Origin of the sequence: Actinomadura chibensis NBRC 106107 (assembly GCF_001552135.1) — a bacterium.
Taxonomy (GTDB): domain Bacteria; phylum Actinomycetota; class Actinomycetes; order Streptosporangiales; family Streptosporangiaceae; genus Spirillospora; species Spirillospora chibensis.
Genome location: NZ_BCQP01000004.1, coordinates 233,711 through 249,364 on the forward strand (window position 1 = coordinate 233,711; position 15,654 = coordinate 249,364).

The window sequence follows — 15,654 nt, forward strand, 5'->3', positions numbered from 1 at the left end:
GCCCCGCTCACGGCCCCGTCCAAGGACCGCTCACGGCCCCCGGACGATCGTGACGGTGGACCCGCGCGGGGCCTCGCCGCCGCGCGGCGACTGGAAGCGGACGTTGTCGCCGCCGAAGCCCGTCACGGTGACGCGGAAGCCGGAGTCCTCAAGGGCCTTCTTCGCGTCGTCGACGCGGCGGCCGGTCAGGTCGGGGACGGGGATGTTCTGGTCCCCCTCGTCGTCGTCGCAGCCGAACTGGAACGGGCCCGCGTCGACGAGGCAGTCGCGCTTGTTGACGACGAGCGTGACGTCGTCGCCCCGGGAGACGCCCTCGCCCTCGGCCGGGTCCTGCTCGACCACGGTGTTGGACGGCTTCCCGTCGACCTTCTTCTTCTCGACCTTGACGTTCAGGCCCATGGAGCGGAGCCGGTTGGCGGCGGTGTCGCCGTTCTGGCCGATCAGGCCGGGCATCGACATGCCGGTGGACAGGATGACGCCGACCGGCTCGTCCGGGGAGCGGCGCTCGCCCGCCTCCGGGTCGGTGCCGATGACCCTGTCCCGCTCGACGGTCTGGGACGGCGTGCTGCTCGTCCGCCCGACCTTGAAGCCCTCGTCCTCCAGGGTCTGCTTCGCCTCGGGGAGGGACTTGCCGGACACGTCCGGGACCTTGCGCGGCGTGATGCCCCGGGACGGCGTCAGCGTCACCGTCTCGCCGCTGGCGATCCGCGCCCCGGCGGGCGGGTCGGCCTTCACCACGTCGCCCTTGTGGACGCGGTCGTCGTACACGGCCTTCGCGGTGCGGACCTTCAGGCCGGAGCTCTCCAGCCGGTCGCGGGCGTCGGTGAGCTTCATCCCGATGATGGACGACGGGACGTGCTCGTACTGCCCGGACGTCTGGTACCACACCGCCCAGCCCAGCGTGATCGCCGCGATCGTGCCGAGCACGACCAGGACGTACCGGCCGGTCAGCGCGCCGATCGCGCGGTCGGCGCGGGTCCGCTCGGCGGCGGGGGCGTACTCGCGCGGCAGCGTGGCGGCGTCGAGGACGGCCGTGTGCCCCGCGGGCGGCCCCGCGGGCGGGCCGACCGGCGGCGGGGCCTCCAGCACGCTGGTCTCGGTGCGGGACGCCTCCTCGATCCGCCGGTCGATGTCGCGCGGCAGCCCGCCGAACACCTCGGCCACCTCGGCGAGGTACTGGTTGGCGTCCTGCGGGCGGCGGGACGGGTCGTGGCTCGTGGCGTCCGTGACCAGCTCGTCGACCCGGAGCGGGATGCCGGGGACGACGCTCGACGGCGCCGGGACGGTCTCGTTGACGTGCTTGTAGGCGACGGCGAGCGGCGTGTCGCCCTGGTGCGGGAGGCGTCCGGTGAGCAGCTCGAACAGCATCACCCCGGCCGCGTACACGTCGGAGCGGACGTCGGCGTCGCCGGTCATGACCTGCTCGGGGGCGAGGTAGCCGACCGTCCCGATGATCACGCCGGTCTTGGTCATCTTGCTCGCCGTCTCGGCCCGGGCGAGCCCGAAGTCGGCGACCTTGACCTGCCCGTCCTCGGTGATCAGGACGTTCTCGGGCTTGACGTCGCGGTGCACGAGCCCGGCCCGGTGCGCGGCGCCGAGCGCGGCGAGCACCGGCTGCATGATCTCCAGCGCGGCGCGCGGGCCGAGCCGGCCGAGCGAGCTCAGCGCGTCGCGGAGCGTGTGCCCGGCGACGTACTCCATCACGAGGAAGACGTGCTCGCCGTCGGTGCGCTGGTCGTAGACGGCGACGACGTTCGGGTGCGACAGCGCGGCGGCGGCCTTGGCCTCGCCGATGAAACGGGCGACGAAGTCCTCGTCGGCGGCGAGCCCGGCGTGCATGATCTTGATCGCGACCACGCGGTCGAGCCGGATGTCGCGGGCCACGTAGACCGTGGCCATGCCGCCCCGCGCGACGCGGGACTCAATGCGGTAGCGCCCGTCGAGCACCCGCCCGACGAGGGGATCGGCACCCGTCGCGTCCATCGGTGCGAGTTTACGGCCCGGTCAGACGTGGTCTCATCAGTCGCGAGTATGAGCATCGACGAGCCCGGGGTCCGTCCCCGGTGGGACGGGCGGGGCGGACGGGTCCACCGGGGCGCGCCGCCGCAGCGGCCGGGTGCTGCGCGACACGGCCACCCCGCCGAGGCACAGCAGCCCGCCGCCGAGCGTGAGGAGCCCGGGGACCTCGCCGAGGAACAGCCACGACATGAACACGACGATCGCGGGCACGGCGTAGGTGGTGGCGCCCATCTTCCCGGCGGACGTCCGGGCCAGCGCGTACCCCCAGGTCGTGAACGCGATCGCGGTGGGGAAGACGCCGAGGTAGACGACGTTGAGGGTGGCGCTCGCCGGGGCGTCCGCCGCCTCGGAGACGAGCTGCCCGGCGAACGGCAGCGTGGCGAGCGCGCCGATCGCGCAGCCGAACGTGGCGAACTGCAGCGCCGAGGCGTGCCGCAGCGCGGGCTTCTGGCTGACGACCCCCGCCGCGTACGTCACGGCGGCGGCGACGCAGAGCAGCACGCCGCCGACCGACGAGCTCCCCTCCCCGGACATCGACAGCCCGACCACGGCGGCGCCAGCGAACGACACCGCGAGGCCCGCCAGCAGGCGCGACGACAGGCCCTCCTTCAGCAGCCAGCCGCCGAGCAGGGCGATCAGGATCGGGCCGATGTTGACGACGAGCGCGGCGGTCCCGGCGTCCACGAGCTGCTCGCCCCAGTTCAGCGCGACCATGTACGCGCCGAACCACAGGACGCCCGCGGTGACGATGCCGGGCCACGCCTGCCTGGGCGGGAGCCCCTCGCGCCGGACGAGGAGCAGCGCGCCGAGGACGACCGTCCCGGCGAGGAGGCGGCCGAGGGCGAGGGCGCCCGGGCTGTACTCGGCGCCCGCGCTGCGGATCGAGACGAAGGCGGAGGCCCAGAGGACGACCGTGACCGCGGCCGCGGCGATGGCGAGCCCGCCCGAGCGGGGGTTCTCGTGCTGCATGTCACGCACCTTAGGTTTGGGACGTTTCCATGAACACCGAAGGGACGCGCCAGGTTGCGGCACGCGGACCCGGGGTGGACGGCCCCAGTCTGCGTCCGTCCACTGTTCAGGTCCAGCGAATATTGCTGTAACCGAGTCTTTAGCGTTGCTACGAGGTCGCGATGCCCTCGAACGGGGAGGACGCCTGCGCGTAGCGGCGCTTCGGGATGCGTCCGGCGAGCCGCGCGAGCCGTCCGGCCTCCACGGCGTGCCGCATCGCCGCCGCCATCCGCTCCGGCCGCCGCGCGCGGGTGACGGCCGTCGCGAGCAGGACCGCGTCGCAGCCGAGCTCCATCGCCAGGGCCGCGTCGGACGCCGTGCCGAGCCCCGCGTCCAGGATGACCGGGACGCCCGCCCGCTCGACGATCAGCTCGATGTTGTGCGGGTTGCGGATGCCGAGGCCGGACCCGATCGGCGAGCCGAGCGGCATCACCGCCGCGCACCCGATCTGCTCCAGCCGCCGCGCGAGGACGGGGTCGTCGTTGGTGTAGGGCAGGACGACGAACCCGTCCGCGACGAGCTGCTCGGCGGCCTCGACCAGCTCGATCGGATCGGGCAGCAGGGTGTGCTCGTCCGCGATCACCTCCAGCTTGACCCACGCCGTGCCGAGCGCCTCGCGGGCGAGCTTCGCGGTGAGGACGGCCTCGCCCGCCGTGAAGCAGCCCGCCGTGTTCGGCAGCACCCGGATCCCGCACTCGGACAGGACGTCGAGCACCGAGCCCCGCGCGGACGGGTCGACGCGCCGCATCGCGACGGTGGTCAGCTCCGTCCCGGACGCGGCGAGCGCCGCGCGCAGCGCGCTCATGCTCGGCGCGCCCCCGGTCCCCATGATCAGCCGGGAGCCCAGCTCCTCGCCCGCGATGACGAGCCTGTCGTCCTCCACCCCTCAACCTCCCTGTACCGCTGTGAGCACTTCGAGCCGGTCGTCGTCGCGCAGGGGGGTCGTCTCCCACTCCGAGCGGCGGACGACCTCGCCGTTCAGCGCGGCGGCGACGCCGGCCCCGGCGGCCGTCACGGACGCGACGACCTCGGCCACGCTCGCGCCGTCCGGCAGGTCGCGCGGCTCGCCGTTGACGATCACCTTCATGAGGGCACCTCGGGGGAGAGCTCGGAGGAGAAGCGGTCGGGTGAGAACGGGGCGGCGACGTCCGGGACGGGGGCGTCCAGCAGCGTCGCGGCCAGGATGTCGGCGCTGACCGGGGTGAGCAGCACGCCGTTGCGGAAGTGCCCGGTGCCGACGTACAGGCCGGGCAGCGCGGTCGGGCCCATCACCGGCGCGTTGTCCGGGGAGCCGGGGCGCAGCCCCGCCGACACCTCGGCGAACTCCAGCTCGGTGATGCCGGGGAGCAGCTCGCGGGCGTCGCGCAGCAGCTCCCACAGCCCGCCCGCCGTGACGCGGGTGTCGAAGCCCAGCTCCTCCTGGGTGGCGCCGACGACGACCTCGCCGTCCGCGCGGGGCACGAGGTAGACCGACGAGCCCTTCACGATGCCCCGGGTGGAGCGGGAGATGAACGGCGTCCGCGCGCGGAGCCGGATCACCTGCCCCTTCACCGGGCGGACGGGTGGAACGGTCCCGGGCGGCAGCCCGTCGAGGTCGCCCGACCAGGGGCCCGCCGCCAGCAGGACGCGGTCGGCGCGCAGCTCCGTCCCGTCGTCGAGCCGGACCCCGGCGGCGGCGTCGCGCTCGACGAGGAGCCCGGCCGCGCGCCGCCGGACGAGCCGCGCCCCGGCCCGCTCGGCCGCCGCGAGCAGCGCGGGGGTGAGCCGGCGCGGGTCGATCGAGCCGTCCTCGGGGGCGAGCAGGCCGCCGCGCACGCCGGGCGCGAGCATCGGCTCCGCGCGGCGGCACTCGCGGCCGGTCAGCGCCTCGACGGGGATGCCGAGGCTCTCCTGGAAGCGGCGCAGGTCGTCCAGGTGGCCGAGGTCGTCGGCGTCGAACGCGACCTCGATGATCCCGTCCGTGCGGTACCCGGTGTCGAGGCCGGTCAGGTCCTCCAGCTCGGCGACGAACGCGCCGTACCGGTCGCGGGACGCGAGGCCGAGCCGCAGCAGCGGCTCCTCGCCGTAGGTCAGCTCGCTGACCGGGGTGAGCATCCCCGCGGCGACCGCCGACGCCCCGCTCGCGGGCTCGGGGTCGACCAGCGTGACGGCCGCGCCGCCCGCGGCGGCCCGCCAGGCGGTGGCGAGGCCGACGACCCCGGCCCCGACGATCACGATCTCCATGCGCGCTCCCTTCGCCGGCATGATCCGGATCAGGTCGTGGCGGTCGGCGGCCCGTTCCAGCCGCCCTCTCAGCCCGGTCGCACCGGACTCCCGCGCTCTGTGCCGTTTTAGCTGGTTCCTACCTTACGTCCCTCCGTAGATGTGCATGTGTCTGGACAGGCGTCCAGCTCTTTAGCGGCGCCCGTTAGGGTGACCGTCATGGAGAGGGTCATCGTCGTCGGCGGTGGTCTCGCCGGGGTGCGCGCCGTGGAGTCGCTGCGGAGCCGGGGGTACGGGGGCGCGCTGACGCTCGTCTCGGCGGAGCGGCACCTGCCCTACGACCGGCCGCCGCTGTCCAAGGCCGTCCTCGCCGGGGACTCCGACGACACGACGGTCGACGCCGACTGGGACGCCCTGCGCGTCGACCTGCTGCTCGGCGAGCGCGCCACCGGCCTGCGCCTCGATGAGCGCGGCGGCGCCGTGGCGTCCACGGCGGGCGACCTGCCGTTCGACGGGCTGGTGATCGCGACCGGGGCCGTCCCGGTCACGCTGCCGGGGGACGGGCCGCAGCACGTCCTGCGCACCATCGACCAGGCCCGCGACCTGCGCTCCCGGCTCGTCGCGGGCGCCCGCATCGTGATCGTCGGCGCGGGCTGGATCGGCGCGGAGGTCGCCACCGCCGCCGCCAAGAAGGGCTGCGAGGTCACCGTCGTCGAGGCCGCGGACGCCCCGCTCGCGGGCGCGCTCGGCCCCGAGGCGGGCGTGCACACCGCCCCCTGGTACGCCGAGGCGGGCGTCGAGCTGCGCACCGGGGTCAAGGTCGCGGAGGTCGGGGACCGCGGGCTGGTCCTCGCGGGCGGCGCCCGGATCGACGCGGACGAGGTCGTCACCGGGATCGGCGTCCGCCCCGACCTGTCCTGGCTGGACGGCTCCGGCCTGCTGGTGGAGCGCGGCGTCGTCACCGACGGCTCGTTCCGCGCCTACGCGGGGACGGAGGAGCCCGGCTCGCTCCGCCCGGACGTCGTGGCCGTCGGCGACTGCGCCGCCTGGTGGTCGGCCCGGTACGGGCGGCGGCTCCTCGTCGAGCACTGGGACGTCGCCCTCAACGCCCCGGAGGTGGCCGCCGCGTCCCTCCTCGGCGAGGACGCCGTGTACGACACCGCCCCCTATTTCTGGTCGGAGCAGTTCGGGCGCATGGTGCAGTACGCGGGCAGCCACGCGGCGTCCGAGCGGACGGTGCGGCGCGGCGACCCGTCCGGCCGGAAGTGGACGCTGGCGTGGCTGACCGGCGACCGGCTCGACGCCGTCCTCACCGTGGACCGGCCGCGCGACCTCGTCCAGGCGCGGCGTGTGATCGCGGCCGGGACGCCCGTCGACCCGGACGCGCTGGCCGACCCGGACGTCCCCGTCCGGCAGGCGGTGCGCGCCTAGCCCATCCTGGGCAGACGTTACGGTTGTCCAGGGGGTTTGATTCTTCCGAAGGCGTGGTAGCAAGGGGGCGTGACGCAGATGCACGCAACCGTTGACAGCGCACTGGACCCCCGGACCGACGCCCTCGCGGGCGAGTGGCTCTCCCTCAAGGAGGCCGCCGCGCGACTCGGGATCAAGCCCAACCGGATCAAGCAGCTCATCAGCGAGCACCGCCTGCTCGCCGTGCGCCGGGAGGGCGAGCCCCAGGTGCCCGCCGCGTTCATCAAGGACGGCCAGGTGATCAAGGGCCTGCCCGGCACGCTGACGCTCCTGTCGGACGCGGGGTTCGACGACGTCGAGACGATCCGCTGGCTGTTCACCGCCGACGACACCCTGCCCGGCACGCCCGTGGACGCGCTCACCGAGAACCGGGGGACCGAGGTCCGCCGCCGCGCCCAGGCGATGGCCTTCTAGACCGGCGGTCCCGGGCCGCGGAGCCGCCAGGGCGGGGCCCGCGACCGGCCGGACGCCGCGCACGTGACACGATCGCGGGGTCGCGCGGAACCTCCGCGCGGCCCCGCCACCTCACGGAAGGGCCGACGTGTCCAGGCATCTCCCCGGCGAGCGCGCCGTCGCGCTCCGCGCCCGCCTCGGCCGGGCCCGCCTCTACCTCTGCACCGACGCCCGCGAGCGGCAGGGCGACCTGCCCGACTTCCTCGACGCGGTCCTCGCGGGCGGCGTCGACATCGTCCAGCTCCGGCAGAAGGGCCTGGAGGCCCGGCAGGAGATCGCGTACCTGGAGGTCTTCCGGGACGCGTGCGAGCGGCACGGCGCGCTGCTCGCCGTGAACGACCGGGCGGACGTGGCGCACGCCGTCCGCGCCGACGTGCTGCACCTCGGCCAGGACGACCTGCCCGTCCCCGCCGCCCGCGAGATCGTCGGCGGCGACCCGCTGATCGGCCGGTCCACCCACTCGGACGGGCAGGCGGCCGCGGCCGCCGCCGAGCCGGGCGTCGACTACCTCTGCGCGGGCCCGGTGTGGCCGACCCCGACCAAGCCGGGCCGCCCGGCCCCCGGCCTGCCGCTCGTGAAGCACGTCGCCGAGCGCCGTCCGACCCGGCCGTGGTTCGCGATCGGCGGGATCGACCTCGGCAACCTCGACGAGGTCCGCGCGGCGGGCGCGAGCCGCGTCGTGGTCGTCCGGGCCATCACCGAGGCGGCCGATCCGGGCGCCGCGGCGGCGGAGTTCGCACGCCGTCTCGCGCCCTGACCCTTGTCATGGTTTGACCCGGATCACAGTGCGGCCCGGTCCGCGATCGCCCACAATGGAGATCATGAGCGTGGGACCCGACGACGAGCGGCCGGTCGAGCTGGACGACGACCTGGAGATCCTGCCCGACCAGACCTCCGACGACACCGACACCGGCTGGGGCGAGTGGCGCTCCGGCGGGGGCGACGACGACCGCCTCCTGGAGGACCGCCCGCCGCACTGGTGAGCCCCGGACCGGACGGCCGGTCTCAGAAGAGCATGCCGAGCGCGAAGCCGGACACGACGACCGCGGCGAGCGCCACCATCATCCGCCAGCGGTAGCGCGGGATGCGGGTCGGGCGCGGCTTCGGCGCGGGCCCGTGCCCCTCGCGCAGCGCGCGGACGAGTTGCGCGGCGGTCGGCCGCGCGGCGGGGTTCTTGTCCAGGCAGCGGGCGACGAGGTCGCGCAGCGGGCCGTCCAGCCCGCCGAGGTCGGGCGGCCGGGTCGTGACGCGCCGCATCACCGCCGCGCTGCTCGGCCCGGCGCCGAACGGCGGGCGCCCCGTCGCGGCGAACACCATGGTCGCGCCCCAGGCGAAGACGTCGGCGGGCGGGCCGACCGGCTCGTCCTCGATCTGCTCGGGGGCCAGGTAGGCGGGCGACCCGCCCGGCGCGTCCGGGTCGCGGGCGTCGACGACCTTGGCGCCGTCCGGGCCGAGCAGGACGTTGCCGGGCCGGAGGTCGCGGTGCACGGCCCCGGCGCGGTGCAGCGCGGCGAGCGCCGCCGCCGTCCGCGTCGCGACCTTGCGGAGCTGCGGCGGGGGCAGGGGGCCGCGATCGTCGACGACCTGCTGCAGGCGGGGGCCCTTGGCGCCCCGCCCGACGACGTGGGCGCCGCTCGCGGGACGTCCCTGCGCCGGACGCGCCGCCTTGCCCGCGCGGCCGGGATGCGGGGCCCGGGCCGCGCCGCCGGGGCGCGCCGGACGGGCGTCGCGCGGACGCCCGGCGTTCGTCCTCCCGCGGGAGGTGTCGTGCGGCACTGGATTTCTCCGACTCGGCGGGGACGGACGAAGATCTCCCTAATTTGTACCCTGTCAGTGGAACGTTCGAGTACGGAACCCGAATCTTCCGCGCCCGGGCGTCAGGTGACGCGCGTGGTCGCGGCCACGGCCAGGGCGGAGAGGGCCTCGTGCGCCTCGGCGGTGATGGGGGCGGCCTCCAGGGCCTTCTCGGCCTCGCCGAGGTAGCGCTCGATCATCGCCTCGCAGGCGGTGAGGCCGCCGGTGTCCTGGATGATCGCGCGCAGCTCGTCCACGCCGGGGTGGTCGAGGGCGGAGTCGCCGAGGCGGCGCCGCAGCGCCGCCGCCTGCGCGGCCGAGGCGCGTTCCAGGGTGAGGGCGATCAGCACGGTCCGCTTGCCCTCGCGCAGGTCGTCGCCCGCGGGCTTGCCGGTCTCGGCGGGGTCGCCGAACACGCCGAGGACGTCGTCGCGGAGCTGGAACGCGATGCCGAGCGGCAGGCCGTAGGAGGCGAGCGCGGCGATCACGTCGGGCCGGGCCCCGGCGAGGGCCGCGCCGAGGTGCAGCGGACGCTCGATCGTGTACTTGGCGCTCTTGTACTCGACCACGCGCAGCGCCGTGCTGACGCTCGCCTCGCCGCGCGTCCCCTCCAGCATGTCGAGGTACTGGCCGCACATGACCTCGGTGCGCATCAGGTCGTAGACCGACCGGCCGCGGCAGCGGTCCGCGGCGGCGAGGCCGCAGGTCTCGAACATCTCGCTGGACCAGGCGAGGCACAGGTCGCCGAGCAGGATCGCGGCGCCGCCGCCGAACGCCGCCCCGTCGCCCGGCCAGGACTGCGCGCGGTGCAGCGCCTCGAACCTGCGGTGGACGGACGGCTGCCCCCGCCGCGTGTCGCTGGAGTCCATCACGTCGTCGTGGATCAGGGCGCTCGCCTGCAGCAGCTCCAGGGACGCGGCGGCGGCCACGATGTCCGGGCCGTCCGGGCCGCCCGCCGCGCGCCAGCCCCAGTAGCAGAACGCCGGACGGAGCCGCTTACCCCCGCTGAGCAGGGCGTCCAGGGCGGACATCAGGGGCGCGAGGTCACTGCTGATCCGGAGGAGGGCCGGGCGCTGCCGGTCGACGAAGGCCAGGAGCGCCTCGTCGACCTCCCTGCGGATGCGGCTGGTCGACATGCCGAGATCGTATCCACCTGGGCGGATTCAACCGTCCGCCGAAAACGTGAGATGTCACTAAATCTTCAGAAATGTGGACATAACGCCCGTGGGGTGTGGGGAGGGTCACCCGTATCGGAGGGGCGGGGGCCGCCCGGCGGTTTCTGTAGGCTTGGGGAATGCCACGCCTGCGCCCAGAACGTCCGCCGACCGTCCGCGAGCTGCTGGCCTCGGGCGGCCGGTCGTTCTCGTTCGAGTTCTTCCCGCCGAAGACCGACAAGGGCGCGCGGAACCTGTGGCGCGCGATCCGCGAGCTGGAGTCGCTGCACCCGACGTTCGTGTCCGTGACCTACGGCGCGGGCGGCGGCACCCGCGACAAGACCGTCGACATCGTCGAGCGGATCGCGACCGACACCACGCTCACCCCCGTCGCGCACTTCACCGCCGTGAACCACTCGCAGGCCGAGCTGCGCAACCTCATCGGGCGGTTCGCCGCCGCGGGCGTCCGCAACGTCCTCGCGCTGCGCGGCGACCCGCCCGGCGACCCGATGGGGGAGTGGGTCAGGCACCCGGAGGGCGTCGAGTACGCCGCCGACCTCGTCCGGATGATCCGGTCCTACGGCGACTTCTGCGTCGGCGTCGCCGCGTTCCCCTACAAGCACCCCCGCTCGGCCGACATCGACAGCGACACCCGCTACTTCGTCGAGAAGTGCCGCGCGGGCGCCGACTACGCGATCACGCAGATGTTCTTCCGCGCCGACGACTACTTCCGGCTCCGCGACCGCGTCGCCGCCGCGGGCTGCGACGTGCCGATCCTGCCGGGCATCATGCCGGTCACGCAGCTCAGCACGATCGAGCGGTCCGAGCAGCTGTCCGGCGCGCCGTTCCCGCCCGAGGTGCGGGCCCGGTTCGAGGCCGTCGCCGGCGACCCGGAGGCGGTCCGCCGCCTCGGCATCGAGCACGCCGCCGAGCTGTGCCGCGAGCTGCTCGACCAGGACGCGCCCGGCATCCACTTCATCACCTTCAACAAGTCGACGGCGACCCGCGAGGTCTACTCCCTGGTCGACGGGGCCGGGTACGGCGCGAGGGGCAGCGTCCCGCCCATGACCGCGTAGCGGGGCCCGCCGCCGGGGAACTCGAAGTCCGTCAGCAGGTCGACCATGCCGACGGACCGGTACAGCGTGCGGGCGGGCGTGTCCGGCCGCCGCTCCAGCGTGGACAGCACGACCGTCCGCTCCGGCCGCCCCTCGCACAGCGCGTTCAGCAGCGCCCGGCCGAAGCCCCGGCCCTGGGCGTCCGGATGGACGTGCAGCTCGGCGACCTCGAACGCGTCCTCCAGCCAGGACTCCGCGTGCTCGGGGCCGCCGCGGTCGGCGAGCGCGCGGTAGACGACGTCGTGCCACCACTGGCCGGGCGCCCCGCGGAACCCGTACGCGAACCCGTGGACGCCGCCCGCCAGCACGGGCAGCGCGCCGCGCCGCTCGACCACGAACGCCCGGAACCCCGGGTGGGCGGCGTGCCGCTCCATGATGGTGTGGCGTCCCGGAAGCTGCTCCCTCGGCGGGGCCATCGCGGCGGCGTACACGTCCAGCATGGGGCCGAGCCTGCGTAGGAAGGCGCGTTCGTCGATCTCGCGCAGCTTCAGGTCCCTCACCCGACAGAGACTAGACCCGGGCGACCGTCCGCTGCGTGGCGGAAAGCCGGTCGTAGATGTCCCAGAGGATGCGGTCGGCGGCCTTCTTCAGCGTCCCGCGCTCGGCGTCGAGCCGCCCGCCCCACTCGCGCGCCTCCGGGCCCAGCCAGGCGTCCGTCCCGCCCAGGGTCCGCACCGGCGGGTCGAGCGCGCCGCGGAGCCGGTCGATGCCGCCGTAGGCGTCGGCGTACGCGCGGTAGAGGCGCTCGTAGTCCGGATTCGGACGCTCGTCCGGGGACAGCCGCGCGGCCGCCGCGCCGGTCAGCGGCGGCGGAAGGCTTCCGGGGGGCGGCGGAGCGGCCATGGCGACCTCACATCCAGGGGCTCGGACGGCACGTCCAGGGGCTCAGGCGACGTCGGCGGCGGTCGGGCGCGGGCCGATCCGGGCGAGCGCCTCCCGCGCCCGCGGGCTCAGGTCGGCCCCGGCCAGCACCTGGACGGCGACCGGACGCACCCCCGCCCGGTCGGCCTCGGCGAGGAACGCGCGCAGCCAGCGCGCGTCCATGGTCATGTGGTGGCTGGACACGCCGAGCGCCTCCTGGACGGCCCGCACCTTCGCCTCGTCGCCGTGCGCCGCCGCCAGCAGGCCGGCCGCGCCCGCCGGGCCGAGGCGCTCGTACAGCGCCGCGGTGTAGTCGGGGTCGTCGGCGTTGGCCTTCAGATGCCGCCACACCGGGTCGGGGACGGCCCGGCCGTCCCGGATCGAGGCGACCACGGCCAGCGCGTCGGTCCTCGCGGCCCTGGTGGCGGCCTTGCGGTCGGGGAAGTTGCCGATGTCCCCGGCGCCGCGCGGCGTCGTCCGCGGGGACGGCCCGCGCGGCGGCTCGACCGCCTTCGGCGGCTTCGTCGGCCGCGGCGTCCGGGTCCCCGGCGTCGGCGCGGGGGCGGGCGCGGGCGGCGCGTCCACCCCGCCGCCCGGGGACGGGTGCGTGACCGCGTAGTTGTAGCGCCGCGTCAGCATTTCGAGCTGCTCGGCGGCCCACCGCGCGACCTCGTCCGCCTGCCGGTACCCGGCCGTCGAGACCCCCGGCGGGGGGCGGTGCCCGTTCAGCCAGCCCTGGATCGCGTTCTGCGCGTCCTGGAGCTGCCTGATCACCCGGTCGAGCGCGGGCGGGTCGATCCCCCGGAACTGGGGGTCGCGGGCGCCCGGGCCGGTGCGCATCTGCGCCGTCATCGCCCCTCCCGGAAGTCACCGTTCGGCGTTGCTCGACTCCCCAGAATCACACCCCGTTCAGCGGCTGTCGAGGGCTTTGCGCACGGACGCCTCGTCGCGCGCCACGACGGCGGCGTCCCCGGCGAGGACGATCGGCCGCTGGATCAGCACCGGGTTCGCCACCATGACCTCGATCCACCGGGCCCGGTCGCGGTCGAGGTCCTTGAGGCCGAGCTCCTTGGCGACCGGCTCGTTCAGGCGCGCGACCTCCCAGGGCTCGGCGCCGATCCGGGTGAGGACGGCGTCGAACTCCTCCGCCGTGGGCGGGTCGTCCAGGTAGCGGCGCTCGGTGTACTCGACGCCCGCCTCGTCCAGCGCGGCCTTCGCGGCGCGGCTCTTCGAGCAGCGGGGGTTGTGCCAGATCTCCATGTCAGCCATTCTCGTCACTCCACCTCGGCCGGGTCGCCCCCGGTGATCCGCAGCAGTTCCTCGTAGGAGGTCGGGAAGACGGTGTGCGGATGCCCGCCCGCCGCCCAGACCCGGTCGTACCTCTCCAGCCAGACGTCCACGAGGGTACGGATCGGCGCGGGGTGGCCGAGCGGGGCCACGCCGCCGATCGGCTGCCCGGTCGCCTCCCGGACGAACTCGGGCGTCGCCCGCCTGACCTTCGCCGCCCCCACCAGCGCCGCGACCTTGGCCGTGTCGACCCGGTGCGCGCCGCTCGTCATGACGAGGAGGGGCGCCCCGTCCGCGTCGAACACCAGGCTGTTGGCGATCGCGCCCACCTCGCAGCCGAGCTGCTCGGCGGCGGCCTGCGCGGTCCGCGCCGAGTCGGGCAGTTCGACGATGGCTCCGGTCGCGCCCTGGTCCAGCAGGGCCTTTGCGACGATTTCGGCATTCGGATGCATGGGTAGCACTTTAAGGTCGCCTCATGCGAGGGAGAGCGATCGACGTGCGGAAGACCGCGGTTCTGGTGGCCGGGGCCGTCCTGCTGACGGCGTGCAACGGGACGGATGAGGCGGCGCCTCCGCCGCCGAAGGTCTCACCGTCCTCGAAGCCCGCGGGGCCCGGCCGGACTCCTACCCCGACGCCCACGCCCACGCATCGCAAGCTGAAGCCGGGCGCGAAGGGGGCCGACGTCGAGGCGCTGCAGCGCCGCCTGAAGGAACTCCACTACGACCCGGGGAAAGTGGACGGGAAGTACGGGGTGTCCACGCAGATGGCGGTGTGGGCGTTCCAGGGCGTCAACCGGCTCAAGCAGAAGAGCACGCTGACCGCCGCGTTCTGGAGGGCGCTGGACGCGCCCAAGGAACCGCGTCCGATGGCGAAGAAGCGCGAGAAGAACCGGGTGGACGTCGACCTCCGGCGGCAGTACCTCGTCCTGTACAAGGACGGCGCGCCGCGCCTCATCTCGCACATCTCGTCCGGCTCGGGGGAGTACTACTGCGCGAAGGACCGGGGCGCCAAGGTCCCGCGCTGCCGCTACGCCACGACCGGCACCGGCGACTTCCGGACCGGGCGCCGCGCCTCCGGCTGGGAGACCTCGCCGCTGGGGCGGCTCTACAACCCCATCTACTTCAACGGCGGCATCGCCTTCCACGGCGCCCTGGACGTGCCCGACTACCCCGCCTCGCACGGGTGCGTCCGGATGCCGATGCACATCGCCGAGTACCTCCCCGGCATCCTCGGGACGAACGTTCCGGTGCACGTCAGACGGCCTTCCTGAGGACTGTCCGACCCGCCTGTCCCCCTGGTGTCAAGCCCGCTGACCTGCGGGACACGACACACGTTCGAACACGTTGACGAATCGCCGACTGGGCGCTTTACTGGGAATGCGTCGAACTTATGTTCGACGTGGCGCGGGACTCGCGGCCCGCGCCAGGGCGACGTCCCCGCCGGGGCATGCGGTGCTCCGGCGGGACGGACGGCCGGGCGGAGTGAGGGGAAGCTCTCCGCCCGGCCGGCCCGAGCCCCGGAAGGAGGCAGACCATGTCCGGAACGATGACCGCGCGCGGGGCCCACCCGGCCGCGCAGATCCACTCGGCCGCGGCGTCCGCGCCGCCGCCGAGCCCGCGCCACCGTCCGCTGCCCGCCCCCCGCCCGGCGCACACCGCCGCCGGCCAGTTGCACGCCGCCCGCATGGGCCTCGCGGAGGCGGCCGAGGCGACCTCGCCCGCCGTCCGCTACGTCTGCGCCCACCTGGCCGCGCTGCGCGCGGCGGCCGCGGTGCTGGCGTCCAAGGAACCCCTGGAGACCCACCGGCGCGGGCGCCCGCGCAGCGTGTGGGTGCTGCTGCCCGAGGCGGAGCCCGCGCTGCGCGAGTGGGCCGCCTTCTTCGCCGCCGGCGCCGACAAGCGCGCCGCCGCCGAGGCGGGCCTGCCGCGCGCCGCCACCGCGCGCGAGGCCGACGAGCTGCTGCACGACGCCGAGGTCTTCGTCACCCTCGTCGAGGACACCCTCGGCGTCACCAGCCAGCCGACGCTGCCCGTCCCCGAGGCCGGCTGACCCCTCCCGGCGGCCGTCCCCCTCCCCGGGCCGGCCGCACCCGGGGGCCGGGGCGCCCGTCCCGCCGAGCTCACCACCGGCGGCGGCCCCGGCCCCCACCGCCGAGACCGATCGCCCCGGCGACGGCCGCCCCCCGAGCCACCCCCACCGGCGCGATCCGGTGGGGGTGGAAGTGCTGCGGCTCGGGGCTGGGGCAGGGGTGGGGCGCGCGTTCGGCGTGTCGGCGGTTGGGGGTGGTGTTG

The 15,654-nt window shown here is 75.0% G+C and carries 19 protein-coding genes; 7 read left to right on the plus strand and 12 right to left on the minus strand.

Going from position 1 to position 15,654, the window contains the following annotated elements:
- Positions 1 to 30 precede the first annotated feature (30 nt).
- The 5 genes from pknB to thiO all read right to left on the minus strand — a co-directional run bounded on the left by pknB (position 31) and on the right by thiO (position 5,250).
- The gene (pknB, locus tag ACH01S_RS02940) at positions 31 to 1,983 is read right to left on the minus strand and encodes a Stk1 family PASTA domain-containing Ser/Thr kinase (protein WP_067884997.1); all 1,953 of its coding nucleotides are present in this window, start codon (positions 1,981 to 1,983) and stop codon (positions 31 to 33) included.
- A gap of 36 nt (positions 1,984 to 2,019) precedes the next feature.
- Positions 2,020 to 2,988, minus strand: a complete 969-nt coding sequence (locus ACH01S_RS02945; RefSeq protein ID WP_067884999.1) for a DMT family transporter — start codon at positions 2,986 to 2,988, stop codon at positions 2,020 to 2,022.
- Positions 2,989 to 3,136: 148 nt separating this feature from the next.
- Complete coding sequence (locus ACH01S_RS02950; protein ID WP_067885001.1) at positions 3,137 to 3,910, minus strand: thiazole synthase; 774 nt, start codon at positions 3,908 to 3,910, stop codon at positions 3,137 to 3,139.
- 3 nt (positions 3,911 to 3,913) lie between these two features.
- Positions 3,914 to 4,114 carry a sulfur carrier protein ThiS gene (gene thiS / locus ACH01S_RS02955; RefSeq protein ID WP_067885003.1) on the minus strand — a complete coding sequence of 67 codons (201 nt, stop codon included), beginning with the start codon at positions 4,112 to 4,114 and terminating at the stop codon, positions 3,914 to 3,916.
- Entirely contained in the window at positions 4,111 to 5,250 is a 1,140-nt protein-coding gene (gene thiO / locus ACH01S_RS02960; protein WP_067885005.1) for a glycine oxidase ThiO, read from the minus strand. The genes thiS and thiO overlap by 4 nt, the downstream gene beginning before the upstream one ends.
- Positions 5,251 to 5,448: 198 nt before the next feature.
- On the opposite strand from thiO, the gene ACH01S_RS02965 reads away from it, so the two are divergent.
- From ACH01S_RS02965 to ACH01S_RS44265, 4 genes are all read left to right on the plus strand, one after another.
- On the plus strand, positions 5,449 to 6,660 hold the full coding sequence (locus tag ACH01S_RS02965) for an NAD(P)/FAD-dependent oxidoreductase (protein WP_067885289.1): 1,212 nt from the start codon (positions 5,449 to 5,451) through the stop codon (positions 6,658 to 6,660).
- Between the two features lie 78 nt (positions 6,661 to 6,738).
- Complete coding sequence (locus ACH01S_RS02970) at positions 6,739 to 7,113, plus strand: Rv2175c family DNA-binding protein (protein WP_067885292.1); 375 nt, start codon at positions 6,739 to 6,741, stop codon at positions 7,111 to 7,113.
- Positions 7,114 to 7,240: 127 nt separating this feature from the next.
- A complete protein-coding gene (gene thiE, locus ACH01S_RS02975) occupies positions 7,241 to 7,909 on the plus strand; it encodes a thiamine phosphate synthase (protein ID WP_067885008.1) in 669 nt (222 codons plus the stop codon).
- Between the two features lie 64 nt (positions 7,910 to 7,973).
- Complete coding sequence (locus tag ACH01S_RS44265) at positions 7,974 to 8,135, plus strand: hypothetical protein (protein WP_169809194.1); 162 nt, start codon at positions 7,974 to 7,976, stop codon at positions 8,133 to 8,135.
- Between the two features lie 22 nt (positions 8,136 to 8,157).
- Here the strand turns inward: ACH01S_RS44265 and ACH01S_RS02980 are convergent, their stop codons facing one another.
- Both ACH01S_RS02980 and ACH01S_RS02985 read right to left on the minus strand, forming a co-directional pair.
- The gene (locus ACH01S_RS02980; protein WP_083980237.1) at positions 8,158 to 8,928 is read right to left on the minus strand and encodes a protein kinase domain-containing protein; all 771 of its coding nucleotides are present in this window, start codon (positions 8,926 to 8,928) and stop codon (positions 8,158 to 8,160) included.
- Positions 8,929 to 9,029: 101 nt separating this feature from the next.
- Positions 9,030 to 10,082, minus strand: coding sequence for a polyprenyl synthetase family protein (locus ACH01S_RS02985; RefSeq protein WP_067885010.1), 1,053 nt, complete (start codon positions 10,080 to 10,082; stop codon positions 9,030 to 9,032).
- A gap of 158 nt (positions 10,083 to 10,240) precedes the next feature.
- Between ACH01S_RS02985 and metF the strand changes: the two genes are divergently transcribed.
- Positions 10,241 to 11,176 carry a methylenetetrahydrofolate reductase [NAD(P)H] gene (gene metF, locus ACH01S_RS02990; RefSeq protein ID WP_067885012.1) on the plus strand — a complete coding sequence of 312 codons (936 nt, stop codon included), beginning with the start codon at positions 10,241 to 10,243 and terminating at the stop codon, positions 11,174 to 11,176.
- Here metF and ACH01S_RS02995 read toward each other — a convergent pair.
- The 5 genes from ACH01S_RS02995 to ACH01S_RS03015 are packed head-to-tail and all read right to left on the minus strand — an operon-like array spanning position 11,113 to position 13,815.
- A complete protein-coding gene (locus ACH01S_RS02995; RefSeq protein WP_067885014.1) occupies positions 11,113 to 11,715 on the minus strand; it encodes a GNAT family N-acetyltransferase in 603 nt (200 codons plus the stop codon). The genes metF and ACH01S_RS02995 overlap by 64 nt on opposite strands.
- A gap of 10 nt (positions 11,716 to 11,725) precedes the next feature.
- On the minus strand, positions 11,726 to 12,058 hold the full coding sequence (locus tag ACH01S_RS03000; protein ID WP_067885016.1) for a hypothetical protein: 333 nt from the start codon (positions 12,056 to 12,058) through the stop codon (positions 11,726 to 11,728).
- A gap of 42 nt (positions 12,059 to 12,100) precedes the next feature.
- Positions 12,101 to 12,928 (minus strand): hypothetical protein, encoded by an 828-nt coding sequence (locus ACH01S_RS03005; protein ID WP_067885018.1) that lies wholly within the window; start codon positions 12,926 to 12,928, stop codon positions 12,101 to 12,103.
- 57 nt (positions 12,929 to 12,985) lie between these two features.
- A complete protein-coding gene (locus ACH01S_RS03010; protein ID WP_067885020.1) occupies positions 12,986 to 13,336 on the minus strand; it encodes an arsenate reductase family protein in 351 nt (116 codons plus the stop codon).
- 14 nt (positions 13,337 to 13,350) lie between these two features.
- Positions 13,351 to 13,815: a YbaK/EbsC family protein gene (locus ACH01S_RS03015; RefSeq protein ID WP_067885023.1), complete on the minus strand. Its 465-nt coding sequence runs from the start codon at positions 13,813 to 13,815 to the stop codon at positions 13,351 to 13,353.
- A 23-nt stretch (positions 13,816 to 13,838) separates the two neighbouring features.
- Between ACH01S_RS03015 and ACH01S_RS03020 the strand changes: the two genes are divergently transcribed.
- Positions 13,839 to 14,633 carry a L,D-transpeptidase family protein gene (locus ACH01S_RS03020; RefSeq protein ID WP_067885025.1) on the plus strand — a complete coding sequence of 265 codons (795 nt, stop codon included), beginning with the start codon at positions 13,839 to 13,841 and terminating at the stop codon, positions 14,631 to 14,633.
- Positions 14,634 to 14,896: 263 nt separating this feature from the next.
- Positions 14,897 to 15,412, plus strand: coding sequence for an SAV_6107 family HEPN domain-containing protein (locus tag ACH01S_RS03025; RefSeq protein ID WP_067885027.1), 516 nt, complete (start codon positions 14,897 to 14,899; stop codon positions 15,410 to 15,412).
- Positions 15,413 to 15,654: the final 242 nt, after the last annotated feature.

Bases quoted from the DNA above. Each gene is read 5' to 3' on its own strand.
- ACH01S_RS03010 (WP_067885020.1), bottom strand. From the start codon at position 13,336: ATGGAGATCTGGCACAACCCCCGCTGCTCGAAGAGCCGCGCCGCGAAG.
- pknB (WP_067884997.1), bottom strand. From the start codon at position 1,983: ATGGACGCGACGGGTGCCGATCCCCTCGTCGGGCGGGTGCTCGACGGG.
- ACH01S_RS03025 (WP_067885027.1), top strand. From the start codon at position 14,897: ATGTCCGGAACGATGACCGCGCGCGGGGCCCACCCGGCCGCGCAGATC.
- ACH01S_RS02985 (WP_067885010.1), bottom strand. From the start codon at position 10,082: ATGTCGACCAGCCGCATCCGCAGGGAGGTCGACGAGGCGCTCCTGGCC.
- ACH01S_RS03020 (WP_067885025.1), top strand. From the start codon at position 13,839: ATGCGAGGGAGAGCGATCGACGTGCGGAAGACCGCGGTTCTGGTGGCC.
- ACH01S_RS02970 (WP_067885292.1), top strand. From the start codon at position 6,739: ATGCACGCAACCGTTGACAGCGCACTGGACCCCCGGACCGACGCCCTC.
- ACH01S_RS44265 (WP_169809194.1), top strand. From the start codon at position 7,974: ATGAGCGTGGGACCCGACGACGAGCGGCCGGTCGAGCTGGACGACGAC.
- ACH01S_RS02945 (WP_067884999.1), bottom strand. From the start codon at position 2,988: ATGCAGCACGAGAACCCCCGCTCGGGCGGGCTCGCCATCGCCGCGGCC.
- thiS (WP_067885003.1), bottom strand. From the start codon at position 4,114: ATGAAGGTGATCGTCAACGGCGAGCCGCGCGACCTGCCGGACGGCGCG.
- ACH01S_RS03015 (WP_067885023.1), bottom strand. From the start codon at position 13,815: ATGCATCCGAATGCCGAAATCGTCGCAAAGGCCCTGCTGGACCAGGGC.
- ACH01S_RS03000 (WP_067885016.1), bottom strand. From the start codon at position 12,058: ATGGCCGCTCCGCCGCCCCCCGGAAGCCTTCCGCCGCCGCTGACCGGC.
- ACH01S_RS03005 (WP_067885018.1), bottom strand. From the start codon at position 12,928: ATGACGGCGCAGATGCGCACCGGCCCGGGCGCCCGCGACCCCCAGTTC.
- metF (WP_067885012.1), top strand. From the start codon at position 10,241: ATGCCACGCCTGCGCCCAGAACGTCCGCCGACCGTCCGCGAGCTGCTG.
- ACH01S_RS02965 (WP_067885289.1), top strand. From the start codon at position 5,449: ATGGAGAGGGTCATCGTCGTCGGCGGTGGTCTCGCCGGGGTGCGCGCC.
- thiO (WP_067885005.1), bottom strand. From the start codon at position 5,250: ATGGAGATCGTGATCGTCGGGGCCGGGGTCGTCGGCCTCGCCACCGCC.